Genomic DNA, 16,183 nt, shown 5'->3' with positions numbered 1-16,183 from the left:
CCTGTTTTTCGTATCAGCCACGTACCTGTTCATCCGTTTTTTCTTTATGGATTTTCCTGGATTGATGATTTTCAGCATGCTGTATCGCATGTTGTTCAGCCTCACCGACGTGTCCATTTTTAGCGGCGGCAGCTTCTTTATGCTCCACTTTTGCCTGACCTTTTTCCAGCTTTGCAACTTCGTGATTGGTCAGTGCACCAGTCTTGACACCGTTTTCTATGCGCTGTTGCTGATTCACGTTTCTTTGCACATCAGCCTGCATGCGTTTGCTTGATACAGAATTCGGGTTGCCGACTTGTCCATCATGTTTTTCTGCATAAATATCGGCACTGGCTTTATTCTGCATCCTGTCAATTTTTGCTTTTTCGCCAGTACTCAGTTTGCCATTTTTCAGCGCTTTATGTTCTTCACGCGATATGGCAGCCTGTTCGCGTTCCAGCTTGCCAGCTTCTCTGGTCGTCAACTGACCTGTTTTCAAGCCATCTTCTATCCGTGTTTGCTGGTTAACGTCACGCTGTACATCGCTGCTAACGCTTTGTGCAAATACCGGACCAGCCAGCAAACCAGCCAACAATAAAGGGATAAATTTCTTGTTCATGATGATGTCCTTGTAGAGTGTTAAGATAATTTTCGTGCCAGTCACGTGCATATAACGACTCATCAGAATACGTCGATGACAAAAAACCTGTAAGAGAGCGTAACAAGCGTAAGTAGCAAAATGTAACGCAGCGACCAAGTGCGGGCAAAAAAAAGACCGATCTTGCAATCGGCCCTTTTTTTACTGATAACTAACTGGTGTTAGCCAGTTAATCTTACTTGCTAGCCAAACTCTCGGGCTTGGTCCAACCACCACCCACGGCTTTATAGATACTGACAATGGAAGACAAGTGCGCGCGTTTGCTGTCGATCAGGCTGGATTGTGCCTGGAACAAATCCCTTTGCGCATTCAAGACTTCCAGATAGCTGCTATAACCATTTTTGTAGCGCAAATCTGCCAGGCGCAGCGAATCCTTCAAAGCCACGACACGACGTTCACTGGCGACATTCACCTGCTCATTCGCCTCTGTATTATTCAGGGCATCATGAACATCATGGAAAGCGCCCTGCACTGCCTGTACATATTGCGCCAAAGCCTGGGTCTTGCGCGCTTCGGCACCAGCCACCACCGCACCAATCGCACCGGCGCGGAATACTGGTTGCGCCAGGCTGCTACCCAGGTTCCACAGCAGCGAAGCCGGGTTCAGCAAATCCTGAAACACGCGAGATTCGTATCCAGCTGTAGTTGTCAATTTCACGCTAGGGAAATATTGGGATTTCGCCTGGCCGATATCAGCATTGGCTGCCACCAGGTTTTGCTCTGCCACCAGGATATCCGGACGACGATTCAGCAAATCAGAAGGCAAGTCAGATGGTACCGTCAATTGCTGGTACAAACCGTCAATCGAATTGCCACGGGCGATGACGGGTTGCGCAACACCAGTGGCAGAACGACCCAGCAACACGGCCAATGCTGATTCGGTATTCGATACAGCCTGTTTGGCCTGGGCATAACTGATTTCTGCAGCGGCAGTCTCTGATTCAGCAACATGCAAGTCCAGTTCACCCACAGCGCCTGCGGTATAACGTTTCTGTTGCAGGCGTAAATTTTCTTGCCGGGTTTTCAGCGTTGAATCGGCCAGGGCCAGTTGAGCATCCCCTGCACGCAGGCTGAAATAAGTCTGCGCAACGTTTGCATACAGGCTGCTTTGTACCAGACCACGATTGGCTTCCTGCGCAAACAAACGGGCACGCGCTGCTTCATCAGCACGCGCCAGCTTGCCCCAGAAATCCACTTCATAGGAAGCCGTCAAACCGACCTGAAAATCCTTGCTGATCGGGTTGACACCCGTACCCAACTTGCCAGCGTTTTCACTGGTACGACTGCGGGAAGCACTCAAATTCGCATCCACCGTGGGATAACGGTTGGAATTGGTACCCACCGCCACCGCGCGCGCTTCTTCAATGCGGCCTGCTGCCAGCACCAGGTCCTGGTTATTTTTTGCCGCTTCATCCAGCAAGCTATCCAAAACCGGGTCCTGAAAGCTTTTCCACCACGACATATAGTCAGCAGCTGCCAGCTTGTTTTGTGTGGTGATGCTACCCAGGTTGGCTGGTGTTTCCAGGGCCGGACGTTGATAGTCAGGCCCGACCGATGCGCATCCTGCCAGCACCAGGCTGGCGACCAGCGTCGTTAATATTAATTTTGTTCCAGACATCATTATTCCTTCACATCTGCTTGTGACTCATTGTGCAAAATATGGACAGGGTGTTCAAAGTCCGCATCTGTCGTTTTCAAGCGTTTGTCATTGATCAGTTTGAAGAACAAAGGTACGAAGAAGATCGCCAGGAAAGTTGCCCCCAACATGCCCCCCAATACACCTGTTCCCAAAGACTGACGGGCTGCCGCGCCGGCACCATGAGAGAACGCCAGTGGCACCACACCCAAAATAAAAGCCAGCGAGGTCATCAGAATTGGGCGGAAACGCAAACGTGCCGCTTCCAGTGCTGCCGCAACCGGTGCATAACCTTCATGTACTTTCATTACCGCAAATTCCACAATCAGAATCGCATTTTTCGCCGACAAGCCCAGCAGGGTCACCAGACCGATCTGGAAATACACGTCATTGTTGAACTTACGCAAGTACACTGCCAGCAGGGCTCCAAAGATACCGAACGGCATGGCCAGCAAGACCGAGAACGGCAAAGACCATTTTTCATATTGTGCAGCCAGGATCAGGAAAATCATCAGCACGCCAGCACCCAGTGCCAGACCAGCCGCATTGCTGCTGCGTTTTTCCTGGAAGGATGCGCCACCCCAGTCATACACAACATCACTAGGCAGGACATTCTTCGCAGCACGTTCCATCGCTGCAATCGCCTGGCCAGAGCTGAAGCCCGGCTTGGCGTCACCCAGCAATTTAATCGCAGGCAAGGCATTGAAACGCTGTACAGAATCAGGACCGGTGATGAACTTGATGGTCGTGAAAGCACGTACAGGGATCATCTGGCCAGTGGCAGAACGCACATACATACTGCCGATGTCATCCGGCTTGGCGCGATACCGCCCCTCTGCCTGCAACTGAACGGTATAGATACGACCGTTTTTGTTGAAGTCATTCACGTAATAACTGCCCAGGGTCGCTGCCAGGGTGTTATACACGTCAGACAAAGCCACACCCATGGAGCGTGCTTTTTCATTATCAACGTCCACATACAGCTGTGGTGAATTGGCTTGCCACAAGGTTTTAACACCAGCCAGCTCAGGCTGCTTGTTAGCCTCTGCAATCAACAAAGGCAACAGTTGCGCCAGACGTTTGACGCCGCCCTCACCCGCGTTTTGCAGATAGAATTCAAAGCCACCGGTTTGCCCCAGCCCTTGAATCGCAGGAGGTGCAAAGAACAAAGGTAAACCTTCCTTGATACGGCCGGTTTTCATATAGCTTTCGCCCACCAGTTGCTGTGCAGACTGATGACGGTCTTCCCATGGTTTCAGAGGGAAGAACATAGTCGCCGCAGATGATTTCAAACCGCCACCACCCAGAAAATCCAGACCAACCAGTGCAAAGGTGGTATCGATATTTTTGTTGGTTTTCATGATGGTTTCAACCTGACGCACCATGGCATCGGTACGATCCAGTGAGGCACCATCCGGCATGATCGCTGCGCCAATGAAGTAACCCTGATCTTCATCCGGCACCAGACCGCCCGGTACATTTTTCCATAACAGGCCGGTCAATGCCACCATACCCAGTACCAGTGCCACACCCAGCGTTGCACGTTTCATGAAGAAACTTACGCCATTGGTATAACGCTTGGTCAGACGCAGAAAGGCCGCGTTAAACCAGGTGAAGAAACGATTATGATTTTCTGAACCAGGCTTGAGCAAGATCGAGCACAAGGCAGGTGTCAACGTCAAAGCAACGATACCGGACAAAACCACAGCAATAGAAATGGTGACCGAGAACTGACGATACAACTCACCCGCCAGACCGCCAAGGAAAGCAATTGGACCAAAGGCCGCTACCAACACAAGTACAATCGCAACAACCGGGCCAGTCACTTCATGCATCGCTTCAATCGCTGCATCTTTTGGCGTCATGCCTTCTTCATTGATCAGACGTTCGACGTTTTCCAGCACCACAATCGCATCATCAACCACAATACCAATCGCGAGTACCATACCGAACAGGGTCAGGGTATTGATGCTATAACCCAGCAAATGCAGGCCAGCCATGGTACCAATCAGCGATACCGGCACCGCCAGTGTCGGGATGATGGTTGCACGCCAGCTTTGCAAGAACAGGTATACGACGATAAACACCAGCACCATGGCTTCTGCCAGGGTTTTCAACACTTCGGCGATGGACTCTGTCACGAAAGGCGTGGTGTCATAAGGCGTTGTATATTCCATGCCTTCAGGGAACTTGGCTTTCAGGTCTTGCAGGGTTTTTTCTACCGCCTTACGCGTTTCCAGCGCATTTGCACCGGTCTGCAAGAACACACCAATATTCGCGGATGGATGACCATTAACACGACCATACAAGTTGTAATCCTTGGAGCCCAACTCTACCCTTGCCACATCACTGATACGAATGGCAGAACCACCTTTGTCCGACTTGACGATGATATTGGCAAATTCAGAAGGTTCGAGCAAACGTCCCTTGGCTGTGACTGTCATCGTCAGCTCTTCGGTGTTGTTGGGCGGCGCACCGACCTTACCGGCAGCATACTGCGCGTTTTGCTCAGTAATTGCATTCGAAATATCAGCAACCGTCACACCCAGTTGCGCCATGCGATCAGGGCGCATCCAGATACGCATCGCGTAATCTTTCGCACCGAAAATCTGGACGTTAGTCGTACCAGGCACACGCTTCAATGCATCCAGCACATTCTGGGTTGCATAGTTGGACAAGAACAAGGCGTCATAACGGTTGTCTGGCGAGAACAGCGCAGCCACTACCAGGAAGTTGGCAGAGCTCTTGGACACTGTCACACCCTGACGCCTTACCTCTTGCGGCAGCTTGGCATCAGCCTGGCGCACCCGGTTGTTGACGTTAACGGCTGCAATATCCAGATCGGTACCAACTTCAAAAGTGACGTTGATCGAAACCCGGCCATCAGCAGAAGAAACCGAATCCATATACAGCATGTGTTCCACGCCGTTGATCTGTTCTTCGATAGGGCCGGCAACGGTGCGTTCAATCACCTCTGCAGATGCACCTGGGTATACCGCAGTCACATTGACCACTGGTGGCGATATCTCCGGGTAACGCGAAATCGGCAGGACGCGCAAGGCGGCCAGACCGGCCAGCACGATGATCAGCGACAAGACTGTCGCGAAGATCGGCCGGTTAATAAAAAATTTTGAGAACATGAATAATTCCTTGTAGCCTTAGCTTCGTTATGCAGCGGATAGATCAGCTTGATGTGAGCATATTGCTGGCTTTTTATTGCTTATTGTTACTTGGCAGCGCTGGCAGCCGGTGCAGAAGCAGATGCGCTGGATGCCGCACCAGCCGATGCTTCCGGTTTGCCTTCAGGCTTACCGGCAGGTGCTCCACCAGGTGCGCCTGCTGGAGCAGCCGGTGTAGTCGCTGCCTTGGCTGTAATCGCTACCGGCGTCACTGTCATACCTGGCTCATGTGCCTTGATGAAACCATCCACCAATACGCGGTCACCACCTTGCAAGCCTTTGGTGACTATCCATTCGCCATGCGACCAACCGTCCAGTTCAACTGGTTTCGGTACCAGCTTGTTGTCAGGTGAAACGACAAACACCATCTTGCCCATAGGGCTATCGATCACAGCACGCTGTGGCACTGCCAGTGCACCGTTACGTGTCGCACCGCTGAGTATCACACGGACAAACTGGCCAGGACGCAAGGTCCCGTCAGGATTAGGGACTTGCGCACGCGCGTCAAAACCACCCGTGGCCGGGTTCACCTTTTCGCTGACAAAATTCATCTTGCCAGTGGTGGGAAACATGCTGCCATCAGCCAGCTTCATCTGCACATCAAATGCCAGACTGCCGTTATTGGTTTTCTTGCCAGGCAAAGCCACTTTACCGGCACCGACTTCCTTGCTCAGTTTCAGGTAATCCGCTTCTGGTACGCTGAAATTGATATACACAGGATCAGTTTGCACGATCGTGGTCAACAAACTGTCAGTCGCAGTCACCAGACTACCGTTGGATTTGGCAGCAACACCAGTCACACCGTCAATAGGAGCCACGACACGGGTATAACCCAAATTCAGTTTGGCTTCATTGACTTGTGCCTGCACTTGCTTGTAGCTGGCTTCCGCTGTTTCCAGCGCAGACTTGGCATCGTCAAATTCTTTCTGGCTGATGGCTTTTTCTGCAGCCAGCGGTGCCAGGCGGGCAAATTCGCGTTTTGACTGGTTCAGCTTGGCCTCGGCTACACCGGCTGCGGCTTCTGCAGACGCCAGTTGCGTGCGGTACGCCCCCTGGTCAATCTGAAACAAGACTGTACCTGCTTTGACGCGAGAACCTTCTTCATACAGACGGTTTTCCAAAATGCCGGCGACACGGGCGCGCACTTCAGTCTCACGTGAGCCTGCAGTCTGTGCAGCATATTCAAAATCCATAGCCAGACTACGGTTCTCTACAGTCACCACATTCACTTCAGGTGGCGGCATATTGCCTGGTGCCGCATTGGCGCCCTGCTTGCCGCAAGCAGCCAATACCAGCAAAGGCAAACTGACCGCAGCGATACGCAAGGCCGGCAATGCCTGCGCCATGTGACTGCTAATAGATGAAAGCTTAAAAAACGGAGTAGATAATTGTGCAGGGGAGCGCATGGGAGATTCTTTCTTCTAAATTGAAAGGCGGTGTGCTATTATATACATTCACGAATGTTTGTAAATAAGGTTTTTGAACAACCCTACGGTAATACAGGGATTTGGAAGAGACCTGGCTCTAACAGACTCTCAACAGAGTCCAATAAGAGAATTAGTAAATAAACATTAGCACTATAGTCAGCGCAGCAAGCATTGCAAGCGCGACGTAAAGTGCGGCACTGATATGAAAGACGCCAAATGACAGCCTGATCTCATGGGCTGACAAAGGATTGGTACCAAAGCAAGAAAACAAGTATAAAGCAGGCAAGAAATTTCTGCTGCGAGACAACAAATTTGATCTGGAACAGGTCGTTTTTTAAAATCTGCACCAGTATCAATGCGTAACAAAGCAGGCGTTAAAAGCAAAAAAACGATATAAACATTTACCAAAACTCATTTCATTAATAGGGGTGAGTTTTATTGTGAAGTCTCACGGACAAGCGCTCTATCAGTAAAGCTAACCTACAATAACGAAGAGACATAAAAATAGTGTGTCACATGAAAAAAACGTGGCACGCACAAAGGGAACAAGATGGCAAGAAAGACGAAAGAAGAAGCACAGGAAACCTATAATACCCTTCTCGATGCAGCTGAAAAAGTGTTCGCCGAAAAAGGTGTGACCAGCACAACGCTCAACGATGTTGCGAATGCAGCAGGCATGACGCGCGGTGCGATTTACTGGCACTTCAAAGACAAAAACGCCCTCTTTCAAGCCATGTGTGATCGCGCCTTCCTGCCCATGGAAGCGCTGCTCAATGAAATTGCAGCCACCCCGCACAAAGATCCGTTGGCAGGTATCAGGCAACTGAATGTCCACTTTCTCAACCTGGTCACCGGTAGCGAGCACCAGCAAAGAGTGTTCGACATCATTTTCCACCGCTGTGAGAAAAACAGTGAGCTGATCTTCTTTTCTGCCGAAAGCGAAAAACGCATTGAATGCCTTGCCAAAGTCGAAGCCATCATCAAACAAGCTGTTGACCAAGGCCTGCTGCATGCCGATACCGATACCTGGATCGCCATGCAAGCCATACATGCTTACGTCATTGGCATCGTCCACGAATGGTTGGAAGACACCTCTGCATATTGCCTGATGCAACACGCCGAAGACATGGTGGACATGTTCATCGCTGGCCTGGTCGCCCGTCCACCATTAAAAAAACCAAAGCTTGTGGAAGCAACTTGCAACATGCGCCTGGTCGCCAATCAAAACTAGAACTCATTTCCTCAATAGAGATGAGATGCGGTCTAAAAAACTCTAGACCGGCAGCTTCCAGTCAAACCGCACTGCCAGCATGCGCAGTGCGAAGCAAATACCGACACCAAAGCCCAGCGCCACCGCTTCGTTGACATGCAGCCAGTTCAACAGCAGATAAGTCCAGCAACCGGCAAAGGCGCAAGTCGCATATAAATGACTGCGCCGGAATACCAAGGGTATTTCATTACAAATAATGTCGCGCAAGACCCCACCAAAAATGCCTGTGATGACCCCCATCATCACGCAGATAAACATGGGCATATCTGCCTCCAGCGCCAGCGAAGCCCCGGTCACACTGAACAAACCCAGCCCCAATGCATCGGCCAGCACGATTGCGTTTTCTGTCACTATATTGCGTAAATGCCGCATAAACGGAATCGCAATAAGCGACAGCACAAAGATGATGATAGGGTATTCCTGGTTTTCGACCCAAAACAGTGGCCGCCTGTCCAGCAGCAAATCACGCAGCGTGCCACCACCAAAGGCAGTAATAAACGCCACCGTAAACACGCCCACCACATCCATGCGCTTACGTCTGGCTTCAATAAATCCTGAACTGGCAAAAGCCAGTATCCCGGCGACTTCAATGGTATGCAACATCGAACTCATACCCAGATAGCTAGTCGTCATGGTTTTCCTTCAGGGCTTTGTGTACAAATAGAGATTTTAGCAAGTTGGAAGGCGAATGGGGATGGAATGTATTTGCGTTTGAAGTTCGAGACCTCTCAACACAGAGGCACAGAGGGAGAAATGATCTTTTGGAAAAGATCATCGTTCCGCAAGCAAGCAACATGTTGCTTGAATTCCTTACTGCACCACAGAGAAATGCAATGAGGAGGCAAAAAACCTGAAGGCAATTAGAACAGCCAGGCTCTCAAATTCGTCGCTCCTGCGGAGGCAGGAGCCCAGCGACTTTCTTTGCACACTGACAAAAGTTATAACAAAAAGAACAGAAAAAGCACGCAACAAGCAACATCCTATGGCTGAAGCCCACAAAACTCCATCGCAAAAACCCTAATTTTCATTGTATAATCATGGGCTTGGCATTTTGGGCATCCAGAATCCAGACTATTAGTTAACTAATTAACCTTTGGCAAGTGATAATGCAATCGGGTCAAGAAGCTGGGCGACCGACGAAGTGCTTATTGGCTACCTAACTTATTTTGAGGCAAGCATGAAAGACGGCATCCACCCAAATTATCGTGAAGTATTGTTCCACGACGTTTCTAACGATTTCAAATTCGTCACACGTTCGACAATCAACACAAAAGACAAAGCTGAATTCGAAGGCAAAGAATACCCACTGGTAAAGATCGAGGTTTCTGCAGAATCCCATCCTTTCTACACTGGTAAACATAAAATCGTTGATACTGCTGGCCGCGTTGAAAAATTCCGCCAAAAATTCGGCAAAGTCGGCTCCAAGACTTCTATCGCCGAAGGCTAATCAGCACAGGAATACACTGTTTAAGCGTGGCAAATGTAATGCTCCGTTCACTTTTTTTGCAGGGCAGCACATGCCTGCAAAAAAAGCTGTCACGTGGACCATGCGCAAACCCGATTTGCGTCATGCCTTGGCTTAAAGCGCGCTTATGTATGCTTTTATGTGTGTATTCCCCAGGATTTAAGTAAAAAAAGGCAGCCCTGGCTGCCTTTTTTACTAACGCTTTACCCTACAATAAGCATCCTTTCCTTCCATCATTAAGATATGAAGCCAGTCCGACTTCCTGCTGCTGCAACAGTTGCGCTACCGCGCTGGGGAATCTTCGCCCTGTGTCTCTTGTATATCTTACCGGGTCTGATCGGCCGCGACCCGTGGAAAGGTGACGATGCAGCCGGTTTTGGCATCATGTGGACCATGGCCCATGGCACTCTGGCCGACTGGTTGTGGCCACACATAGTCGGCCTGCCCATGCCTGAAGAAGGCCCGCTGGCATTCTGGCTTGGTGCCATATGTATTAAATTATTTGGCTGGCTGGTGGGTGAACCCATGGCTGCCCGCCTCAGTACAGGATTCTTTTTTCTGCTCGGTTGCCTGTCGGTCTGGTACGCCACTTATTTGCTGGGCCGCAGGTCAGAAGCACAGCCACTGAAACTGGCCTTTGGTGGCCAGCCTGAGCCAAAAGATTTTGGCCGCACCCTGGCCGATGGCGCCCTGCTGATCTACCTCGGCTGCCTGGGCCTGCTGGTGCGCAGCCACGAAACCAGCGCAGAAACCCTGCAAATATCCCTGGTCGCCTGCACCCTGTATTTTTGTGTACGCCTGCTGGACGAACCTGGCAAACTCACTGCCCTCAAAATCGGTGTCGTCTTTGGCTTGCTGGTTCTAACCAGGGGCTGGGTATTACCCATCGCCTTATGGATCAGCCTGCTGGCCGCCTGCGCTTACCGTCAGCAACGCCAACCCCTTCAATACCTGGCCTTGATCAGCCTGCCAGTTGCCTGCGTGGTTGCAGCCACCTGGCTGACGGCCATCAACCTGCTGCACCCCTATGACAGCTCACCTTACCAGGCCTGGATGTTATGGAATTATCGGCAATTCAATATCCCCAATGCAGAAAGCATAGGCTACCTGTTCAGCAACGGCATCTGGTTTAGCTGGCCAGCATGGCCGTTTGCCGCATGGGCCATTTATGCCTGGCGCAAACAAGAAAAAGCCCTGCACATTTCAGTACCTGTCAGTTTCCTGGCCTGCTTTGCCCTACTCGCCATCATCAACACCCAGTCTGAAGAAGCCCTGCTACTACCCATATTGCCACCGCTGGCCATATTGGCAGCATTTGGTTTGCCCACCATGAAGCGCAGCGCAATTAATGCCGTGGACTGGTTCTCTGTGATTATCTTCACCGCTGCCGCTGGTGCCATCTGGATCTACTGGATAGCAGACCAGACTGGCTGGCCGGTTGCATGGGCAGGCAGAGCCAGCGCGCTGGCCCCCGGTTACAAAAGCAGCCTCAACATTTTTGTCATGCTCATCGCCCTGGTCGCCACTGTGGCCTGGTTCCGTCTGGTGTACTGGCGCATATCGCGCCAACCCGCCGTCTTGTGGCGTGCCGTGGTATTGTCCAGCGGTGGTGTAATTTTGTGCTGGCTGCTGTTGCTGAGCTTGTGGCTGCCATGGGCCAACCAGAAAATCAGTTATGCGCCACTGTCGCAAGAACTGGCTAAAAACCTGCCGGCCAACTATGACTGTATACAGGCACTGATAGGTCCTTCACAACGCGCTTCATTTGCCTATTTTGGCAAAATGAAATTTGCCGGTTTCTCTGACAACGACTGCCGCTTGCTGCTGATACAAAACAGCAAACGTGCGCATCAAGCTCAGACTGAAGGCCAGGATCAGGAACTGGTGCTGCCAGCAGAATACAAGTCAAAAGAATGGACCGCTATCTGGTTTGGTCACCGTGCCGCAGACAACGATGAAGTATTTACCCTGTACCAGCGTAAATAGTCATGAAATTCGAACACCCCAGCACCCTCAGCGGCAATATCAAACGCATCGCCTCACTGTCATGGCCCATGATGGTGGGCCAGATGGCCGTGGTGGGCAACGGGGTGATCGACACCGCCATGACCTCGCGCTTTTCTGCGACTGACCTGGCGGCCCTGTCCATAGGCATCTCGATTTACGTCAGCATCTTTGTTGGCCTGAATGGCATACTGCAATCCATCTCCCCCGTGGTGGGCCAATTGTTTGGCGCACGCAAATTCAAGCAGATAGGTGCAGAAATCAAACAAGGCGTGTGGCTGGGCCTTTTTCTGGCCTGCATAGGTTGCCTGATATTGATCTTCCCGCAGGGCTTGTTATCCATCGCCAAGGCTTCGCCGACATTGAATGACAAGGCAGCACAATACTTGCAGATATTGGCCATTGCCCTACCCGCCACATTGGGTTTTCGTATTTATGGCGCACTCAACAATGCAGTGGGCCGCCCCAAAATGGTCATGGCCATACAACTGGCAGCACTGGCGATTAAAATCCCGCTCAACACCCTGTTCATTTTTGGTGGTCTGGGCATACCCGCCATGGGCGGCCCCGGCTGCGCTGCCGCCACTGCCGTCAATGCCTGGCTGATGCTGATCACCGGCTGGCTCATGCTCAAGCACGTCAAATATTATGAATTGTTTGCCCTGTTTGGCAGCGGCTTTGTCAAACCCAACTGGAAAGCCCTGCGCAGCCTGCTTAACCTTGGCATACCCATGGGCTTAAGCTATTTAATCGAAGTCACCGCCTTTGCCTTCATGGCCCTGTTTATCGCCAGGCTGGGTGAGATAGCCGTATCTGGCCACCAGTTGACCGCCAACTTCGGCACCATTTTATACATGCTGCCACTATCCATCGCCAGCGCCACCGGCACCCTGGTGGCACAAGCCATCGGTGCCAAACAAATGCAGGCAGCCCGCGTTACCGGCAATGCCGGCATCATCCTGGCGGCCATGCTGGCCGTGCCAATCGGCATCACCATCTGGTTCAGCCGTGGCCTGATCCTGCACGCCTATACATCCAACCCCCTGATCATTGCAGCCGCCCTGCCCCTGTTCACCTTTATATCGGTGTACCAGATTTTTGATGCGATACAAGTCACCACCGCTTTCATCCTGCGTGCCTACAAAATTGCCATCGTCCCCACCATCTTGTATGCCTTTGCATTGTGGGGCTGCGGCCTCGGCGGCGGCTTCATCCTGGGCCTGGACCCTTACCATATCAGCCCCACCTTCCTCCACGGTGCAGCCGGTTTCTGGATGGCCAACAGCACCAGCCTGGCCATCGTCGCCTTCAGCCTGTGGTATTACCTGCGCATCGTACAAAAACGCTTCCCTACCCCCGCCATGTGGCGCAGGAACGTGAAATTTGAACGACCAGACATCAGCCCATAATACGGGCATAAACACAAACCGAAAGCCGCAGATTGAGCACCCGCTTGCAAAAATCTGACAGCTCTGTCATAATTTCGGTCTGCGTTGCCGAGATGGCGGAATAGGTAGACGCACGGGACTCAAAATCCCGCGCCGCAAGGCGTGCCGGTTCGATTCCGGCTCTCGGCACCAAATAGATGTTTTAAGACATCCAGTAACATACAAAGCAACCCGTGTTTCTCTATGAAGAACGCGGGTTTTTTGTTTATTAGCGTCCAAGTAGATTTATTACCAGCCAATTTTTTTGCGTCCATAATTGAATCCAGCAATTCTATGGACTCAAAATACCAAAATTAGCACACCAAACCAAAAGATAAAATTAATACTTTATCCGTTGGTGGTGGCATGTATTTGAACATTGCACCGACTTGCGCAAAGAACTGCAGTTTTTGTTTTACTCGTGGCGTTGCTGCTCTTGCATGACGGAATTCTGTATGCCTTCTATGATTTTTTCTTTTTGCATTTTTTGTAAAACGGCTGTCAGTGCTGGTACCAGCGCCTCATGTTTTTTGTTGAGATAATGGAATACAGGGAAGGTGGCAAGTGGTGGCGTGAGTACTGTGATGTCTGTTTGCTTCATTTCAGCCAATGCTGCGAGGCCAGATATGCGGTTTGCAACGACAATATCAGAACGTCCTAGCAACATCTTTTGAAATGCCTGGCGTACCGTAGGGGCTGGTTCCAGTTTCATGCCTACGGTGTTTTGCTCGATGATTTTAATGCCTTTGACAAAACCTATCGTGTAAGGACGCAAGCTGTCCCAGTTATTGACGACAAAATTAGTGCCATTGGTGAAAATAACAATTTCATAGCTAAGCAAGGGTACTGGCACGATGACCAGGTTGGGATAGGTCCTTTCCATACCCAGCTTACGGTATAGCTCGCCATCCATTTCGCCATTGTTGGCACTCCGCAAGGAACGTTCACCGGGCAAATAGTGGACAACTAAATGCCAGCCCAACCTGTGGTATGCGGCTTCGACAATCTTTTCTGCGATGCGGGTTGCGGGATCTTTTTCTATGAGTGTCGATATTTGCAGGGTCTTGCTGTCTTGCGCCAGAACACTGAAAGGTGCCAGCCCTGACAAGGAAGCAAGTTGTAATAAAGTTCGTCGCTGCATGCCCAGTTCCTGATAAGCAATTGAATGATGCTTAATTGAATGATGCTTACATGGTACAGGATAGGACGAATTTTGAACAAAGGCACGTATGTTTCATTTCGCCAAACATGTAATTTGTCTTACCTCAAGCACTATCGTCATTCAGATAATCTACGGCACTGTTTCGCAAGCGCAAGTGTGTAAAATCGGTTCAAAACAATGACATGTCACTCATCTATTTCACTCAAAAATGAAATAAAATTAATACCTTCTATGTAGTGAGCTGGTTTCAAGCGAGGTCGATGATGAGCGCGCCGGTACCTTTACAGCAAGCTAAAGCAGAGCCACAGCAAAGAACGCCATTAGCACCACAAACCGGGGCTGAACTCGCCACCGGGTTTGTCGACGCCCGCCCTCAAGCTATTGCGCAACGGCAACGTCAGGAAATGGCGAATAATAGCCCTCAGGCGAAGCAACTGCTTGCCTACCAGCATATGATGCAAAACGGTCCGCGATCACTGCAACTCAAATCCATGCAGGCATTTATCTCGCAAAGATATGAAGACGAAGATTCGGTACAAAACAAACCGATCACGGTACAAAAACAAGAAGAAGAAAAACAACCACTGCAAGCGAAACTGGCAAGTGAAGGTACCCTGCAATCCGTTGACGAAACTACTCCAGAACGAAATAACACAGGCCTGCCAAATCAACTCAAGGCAGGTATAGAATCTCTTTCAGGCATGAGCATGGATCATGTCAAAGTCAACTTTAACTCTGACAAACCGGCACAGCTCAACGCGCACGCTTATGCTCAGGGCAGTGACATTCACATCGCCCCTGGGCAAGAGCGGCATTTACCGCATGAAGCCTGGCATGTAGTACAACAGGCACAAGGCAGGGTCAGACCGACCATGCAAATGAAAGAAGGCACACCGCTCAATGATGACCAAGGTCTGGAAGCAGAAGCCGATGTGATGGGTGCCCAAGCGCAGGCAATAGGTGGCCCTTTGGTGCAAGCTGCGAATATTGATCGCATCCAATCTGCACCTATTCCATCACCTGCGAATAACACCTCCAATGCTATCCAGATGGCAACAGCTGAGACTATCGACAAGATCAGTTACGAGACCGAAGATTTTTCCTATGAAGATGAAAAAACAGACCGGGAACGCGTATCCAAAGTAGTCATTATGGGAAGAAACAAGCGCGATGAAACAGCACCAGCTACCGCTCACAGTTTCTATAATTTTGACGAAGGACAATATGAAGATATGGAGGGCTATCACAGTGGACATGTAGCTGCCCGACAGTTTGGTGGCACTTACCGCGACATCAATATGGTTCCCATGTTGCCTAACTTTAATACGGGTGAGTGGAAAAATGTTGAAAACAAGCTCGATACGTATATAGGCAGCAAGAAGATCACGATTAAACCTGAATACGACGATGACGATGATGGCCGCGTACCGAATCAAATCGCAGTTGACATTGATGGTGTCGAATCATTTACCGTCGATCACGCGGTAGTAGAGCGTGAAAAATTTGATAAAAAGACGACTGACTTCATTGGCAAAGAAAGCAAAGTCAAGAAAAACAAAGATTACGCATTAGAATTCCTGGAAGAGGCGCACGGCAAGGGCTGGATTCCAGATAACTATAAGGATTCGCCTTACCTCCCTCTGGATATTTTATGGCTCAACGGTATCAACGGGGAAGGAAATCCTGGTTCCCGGGTTGGCTTTAAATCATGGCAAATTGACTGGCTCATCAGATACAATCGCAACCTCAACGGCGGCGATATGGAATCAGATGCCTGGGTCCCACATTCAACCGAGCCACATCAGAAATTGTGGGAAGCTGGCCGCCTGAGCAGGCCAGAAGCAGACCATATTGTTCCGAACTTAAGCGGCGGCTCCAATCTATTCACCAATGCCCGCATGGTCAGTTGGGAGCTAAACAATAAGCTGGAACGCAATGTTGATCCGAACTCGAAATATTTGAAATGGTGAACTTCA

11 protein-coding genes and 1 tRNA gene are annotated in these 16,183 nt (G+C 50.4%); 6 read left to right on the top strand and 6 right to left on the bottom strand.

The window, feature by feature from the left end; all coding sequences use genetic code 11:
* Positions 1-13 precede the first annotated feature (13 nt).
* From AC1RVX_RS26940 to AC1RVX_RS26925, 4 genes are all read right to left on the bottom strand, one after another.
* A complete protein-coding gene (locus AC1RVX_RS26940) occupies positions 14-598 on the bottom strand; it encodes a hypothetical protein (protein WP_493219672.1) in 585 nt (194 codons plus the stop codon).
* Positions 599-812: 214 nt separating this feature from the next.
* Complete coding sequence (locus AC1RVX_RS26935) at positions 813-2,258, bottom strand: efflux transporter outer membrane subunit (RefSeq protein ID WP_493219671.1); 1,446 nt, start codon at positions 2,256-2,258, stop codon at positions 813-815.
* Positions 2,258-5,413, bottom strand: coding sequence for an efflux RND transporter permease subunit (locus tag AC1RVX_RS26930; RefSeq protein WP_493219670.1), 3,156 nt, complete (start codon positions 5,411-5,413; stop codon positions 2,258-2,260). Before AC1RVX_RS26930 ends, AC1RVX_RS26935 begins: the two co-directional genes overlap by 1 nt.
* Before the next feature lie 86 nt (positions 5,414-5,499).
* Positions 5,500-6,798: an efflux RND transporter periplasmic adaptor subunit gene (locus AC1RVX_RS26925; protein ID WP_493219669.1), complete on the bottom strand. Its 1,299-nt coding sequence runs from the start codon at positions 6,796-6,798 to the stop codon at positions 5,500-5,502.
* Positions 6,799-7,429: 631 nt separating this feature from the next.
* Here AC1RVX_RS26925 and AC1RVX_RS26920 point away from each other — a divergent pair.
* Entirely contained in the window at positions 7,430-8,110 is a 681-nt protein-coding gene (locus tag AC1RVX_RS26920) for a TetR family transcriptional regulator (RefSeq protein ID WP_493219668.1), read from the top strand.
* Between the two features lie 42 nt (positions 8,111-8,152).
* Here AC1RVX_RS26920 and AC1RVX_RS26915 read toward each other — a convergent pair whose 3' ends face one another.
* Positions 8,153-8,782 (bottom strand): trimeric intracellular cation channel family protein, encoded by a 630-nt coding sequence (locus AC1RVX_RS26915; RefSeq protein ID WP_493219667.1) that lies wholly within the window; start codon positions 8,780-8,782, stop codon positions 8,153-8,155.
* Between the two features lie 544 nt (positions 8,783-9,326).
* Here AC1RVX_RS26915 and AC1RVX_RS26910 point away from each other — a divergent pair.
* The 4 genes from AC1RVX_RS26910 to AC1RVX_RS26895 all read left to right on the top strand — a co-directional run bounded on the left by AC1RVX_RS26910 (position 9,327) and on the right by AC1RVX_RS26895 (position 13,198).
* Positions 9,327-9,596: a type B 50S ribosomal protein L31 gene (locus AC1RVX_RS26910; RefSeq protein ID WP_493219666.1), complete on the top strand. Its 270-nt coding sequence runs from the start codon at positions 9,327-9,329 to the stop codon at positions 9,594-9,596.
* Positions 9,597-9,857: 261 nt separating this feature from the next.
* A complete protein-coding gene (locus tag AC1RVX_RS26905; protein ID WP_493219665.1) occupies positions 9,858-11,600 on the top strand; it encodes an ArnT family glycosyltransferase in 1,743 nt (580 codons plus the stop codon).
* Between the two features lie 2 nt (positions 11,601-11,602).
* Positions 11,603-13,027, top strand: a complete 1,425-nt coding sequence (locus AC1RVX_RS26900; RefSeq protein ID WP_493219664.1) for an MATE family efflux transporter — start codon at positions 11,603-11,605, stop codon at positions 13,025-13,027.
* Positions 13,028-13,113: 86 nt separating this feature from the next.
* Positions 13,114-13,198, top strand: a tRNA-Leu gene (locus AC1RVX_RS26895).
* Positions 13,199-13,460: 262 nt separating this feature from the next.
* Here the strand turns inward: AC1RVX_RS26895 and AC1RVX_RS26890 are convergent.
* The gene (locus AC1RVX_RS26890; protein ID WP_493219663.1) at positions 13,461-14,186 is read right to left on the bottom strand and encodes a substrate-binding periplasmic protein; all 726 of its coding nucleotides are present in this window, start codon (positions 14,184-14,186) and stop codon (positions 13,461-13,463) included.
* 281 nt (positions 14,187-14,467) lie between these two features.
* Between AC1RVX_RS26890 and AC1RVX_RS26885 the strand changes: the two genes are divergently transcribed.
* Positions 14,468-16,177 (top strand): DNA/RNA non-specific endonuclease, encoded by a 1,710-nt coding sequence (locus tag AC1RVX_RS26885; protein WP_493219662.1) that lies wholly within the window; start codon positions 14,468-14,470, stop codon positions 16,175-16,177.
* Positions 16,178-16,183 lie beyond the last annotated feature (6 nt).

The organism is Undibacterium sp. GW821-FHT11B02 (assembly GCF_058808955.1).
The sequence above is the reverse complement of the archived record's forward strand: the minus strand, read 5'-3'. Positions and strand labels throughout refer to the sequence as shown.

What these genes read in the sequence shown, in the direction of transcription:
- AC1RVX_RS26940 (WP_493219672.1), bottom strand. Translation starts at nt 598, where the DNA reads ATGAACAAGAAATTTATCCCTTTATTGTTGGCTGGTTTGCTGGCTGGT.
- AC1RVX_RS26930 (WP_493219670.1), bottom strand. Translation starts at nt 5,413, where the DNA reads ATGTTCTCAAAATTTTTTATTAACCGGCCGATCTTCGCGACAGTCTTG.
- AC1RVX_RS26900 (WP_493219664.1), top strand. Translation starts at nt 11,603, where the DNA reads ATGAAATTCGAACACCCCAGCACCCTCAGCGGCAATATCAAACGCATC.
- AC1RVX_RS26935 (WP_493219671.1), bottom strand. Translation starts at nt 2,258, where the DNA reads ATGATGTCTGGAACAAAATTAATATTAACGACGCTGGTCGCCAGCCTG.
- AC1RVX_RS26890 (WP_493219663.1), bottom strand. Translation starts at nt 14,186, where the DNA reads ATGCAGCGACGAACTTTATTACAACTTGCTTCCTTGTCAGGGCTGGCA.
- AC1RVX_RS26915 (WP_493219667.1), bottom strand. Translation starts at nt 8,782, where the DNA reads ATGACGACTAGCTATCTGGGTATGAGTTCGATGTTGCATACCATTGAA.
- AC1RVX_RS26910 (WP_493219666.1), top strand. Translation starts at nt 9,327, where the DNA reads ATGAAAGACGGCATCCACCCAAATTATCGTGAAGTATTGTTCCACGAC.
- AC1RVX_RS26925 (WP_493219669.1), bottom strand. Translation starts at nt 6,798, where the DNA reads ATGGCGCAGGCATTGCCGGCCTTGCGTATCGCTGCGGTCAGTTTGCCT.
- AC1RVX_RS26920 (WP_493219668.1), top strand. Translation starts at nt 7,430, where the DNA reads ATGGCAAGAAAGACGAAAGAAGAAGCACAGGAAACCTATAATACCCTT.
- AC1RVX_RS26885 (WP_493219662.1), top strand. Translation starts at nt 14,468, where the DNA reads ATGATGAGCGCGCCGGTACCTTTACAGCAAGCTAAAGCAGAGCCACAG.
- AC1RVX_RS26905 (WP_493219665.1), top strand. Translation starts at nt 9,858, where the DNA reads ATGAAGCCAGTCCGACTTCCTGCTGCTGCAACAGTTGCGCTACCGCGC.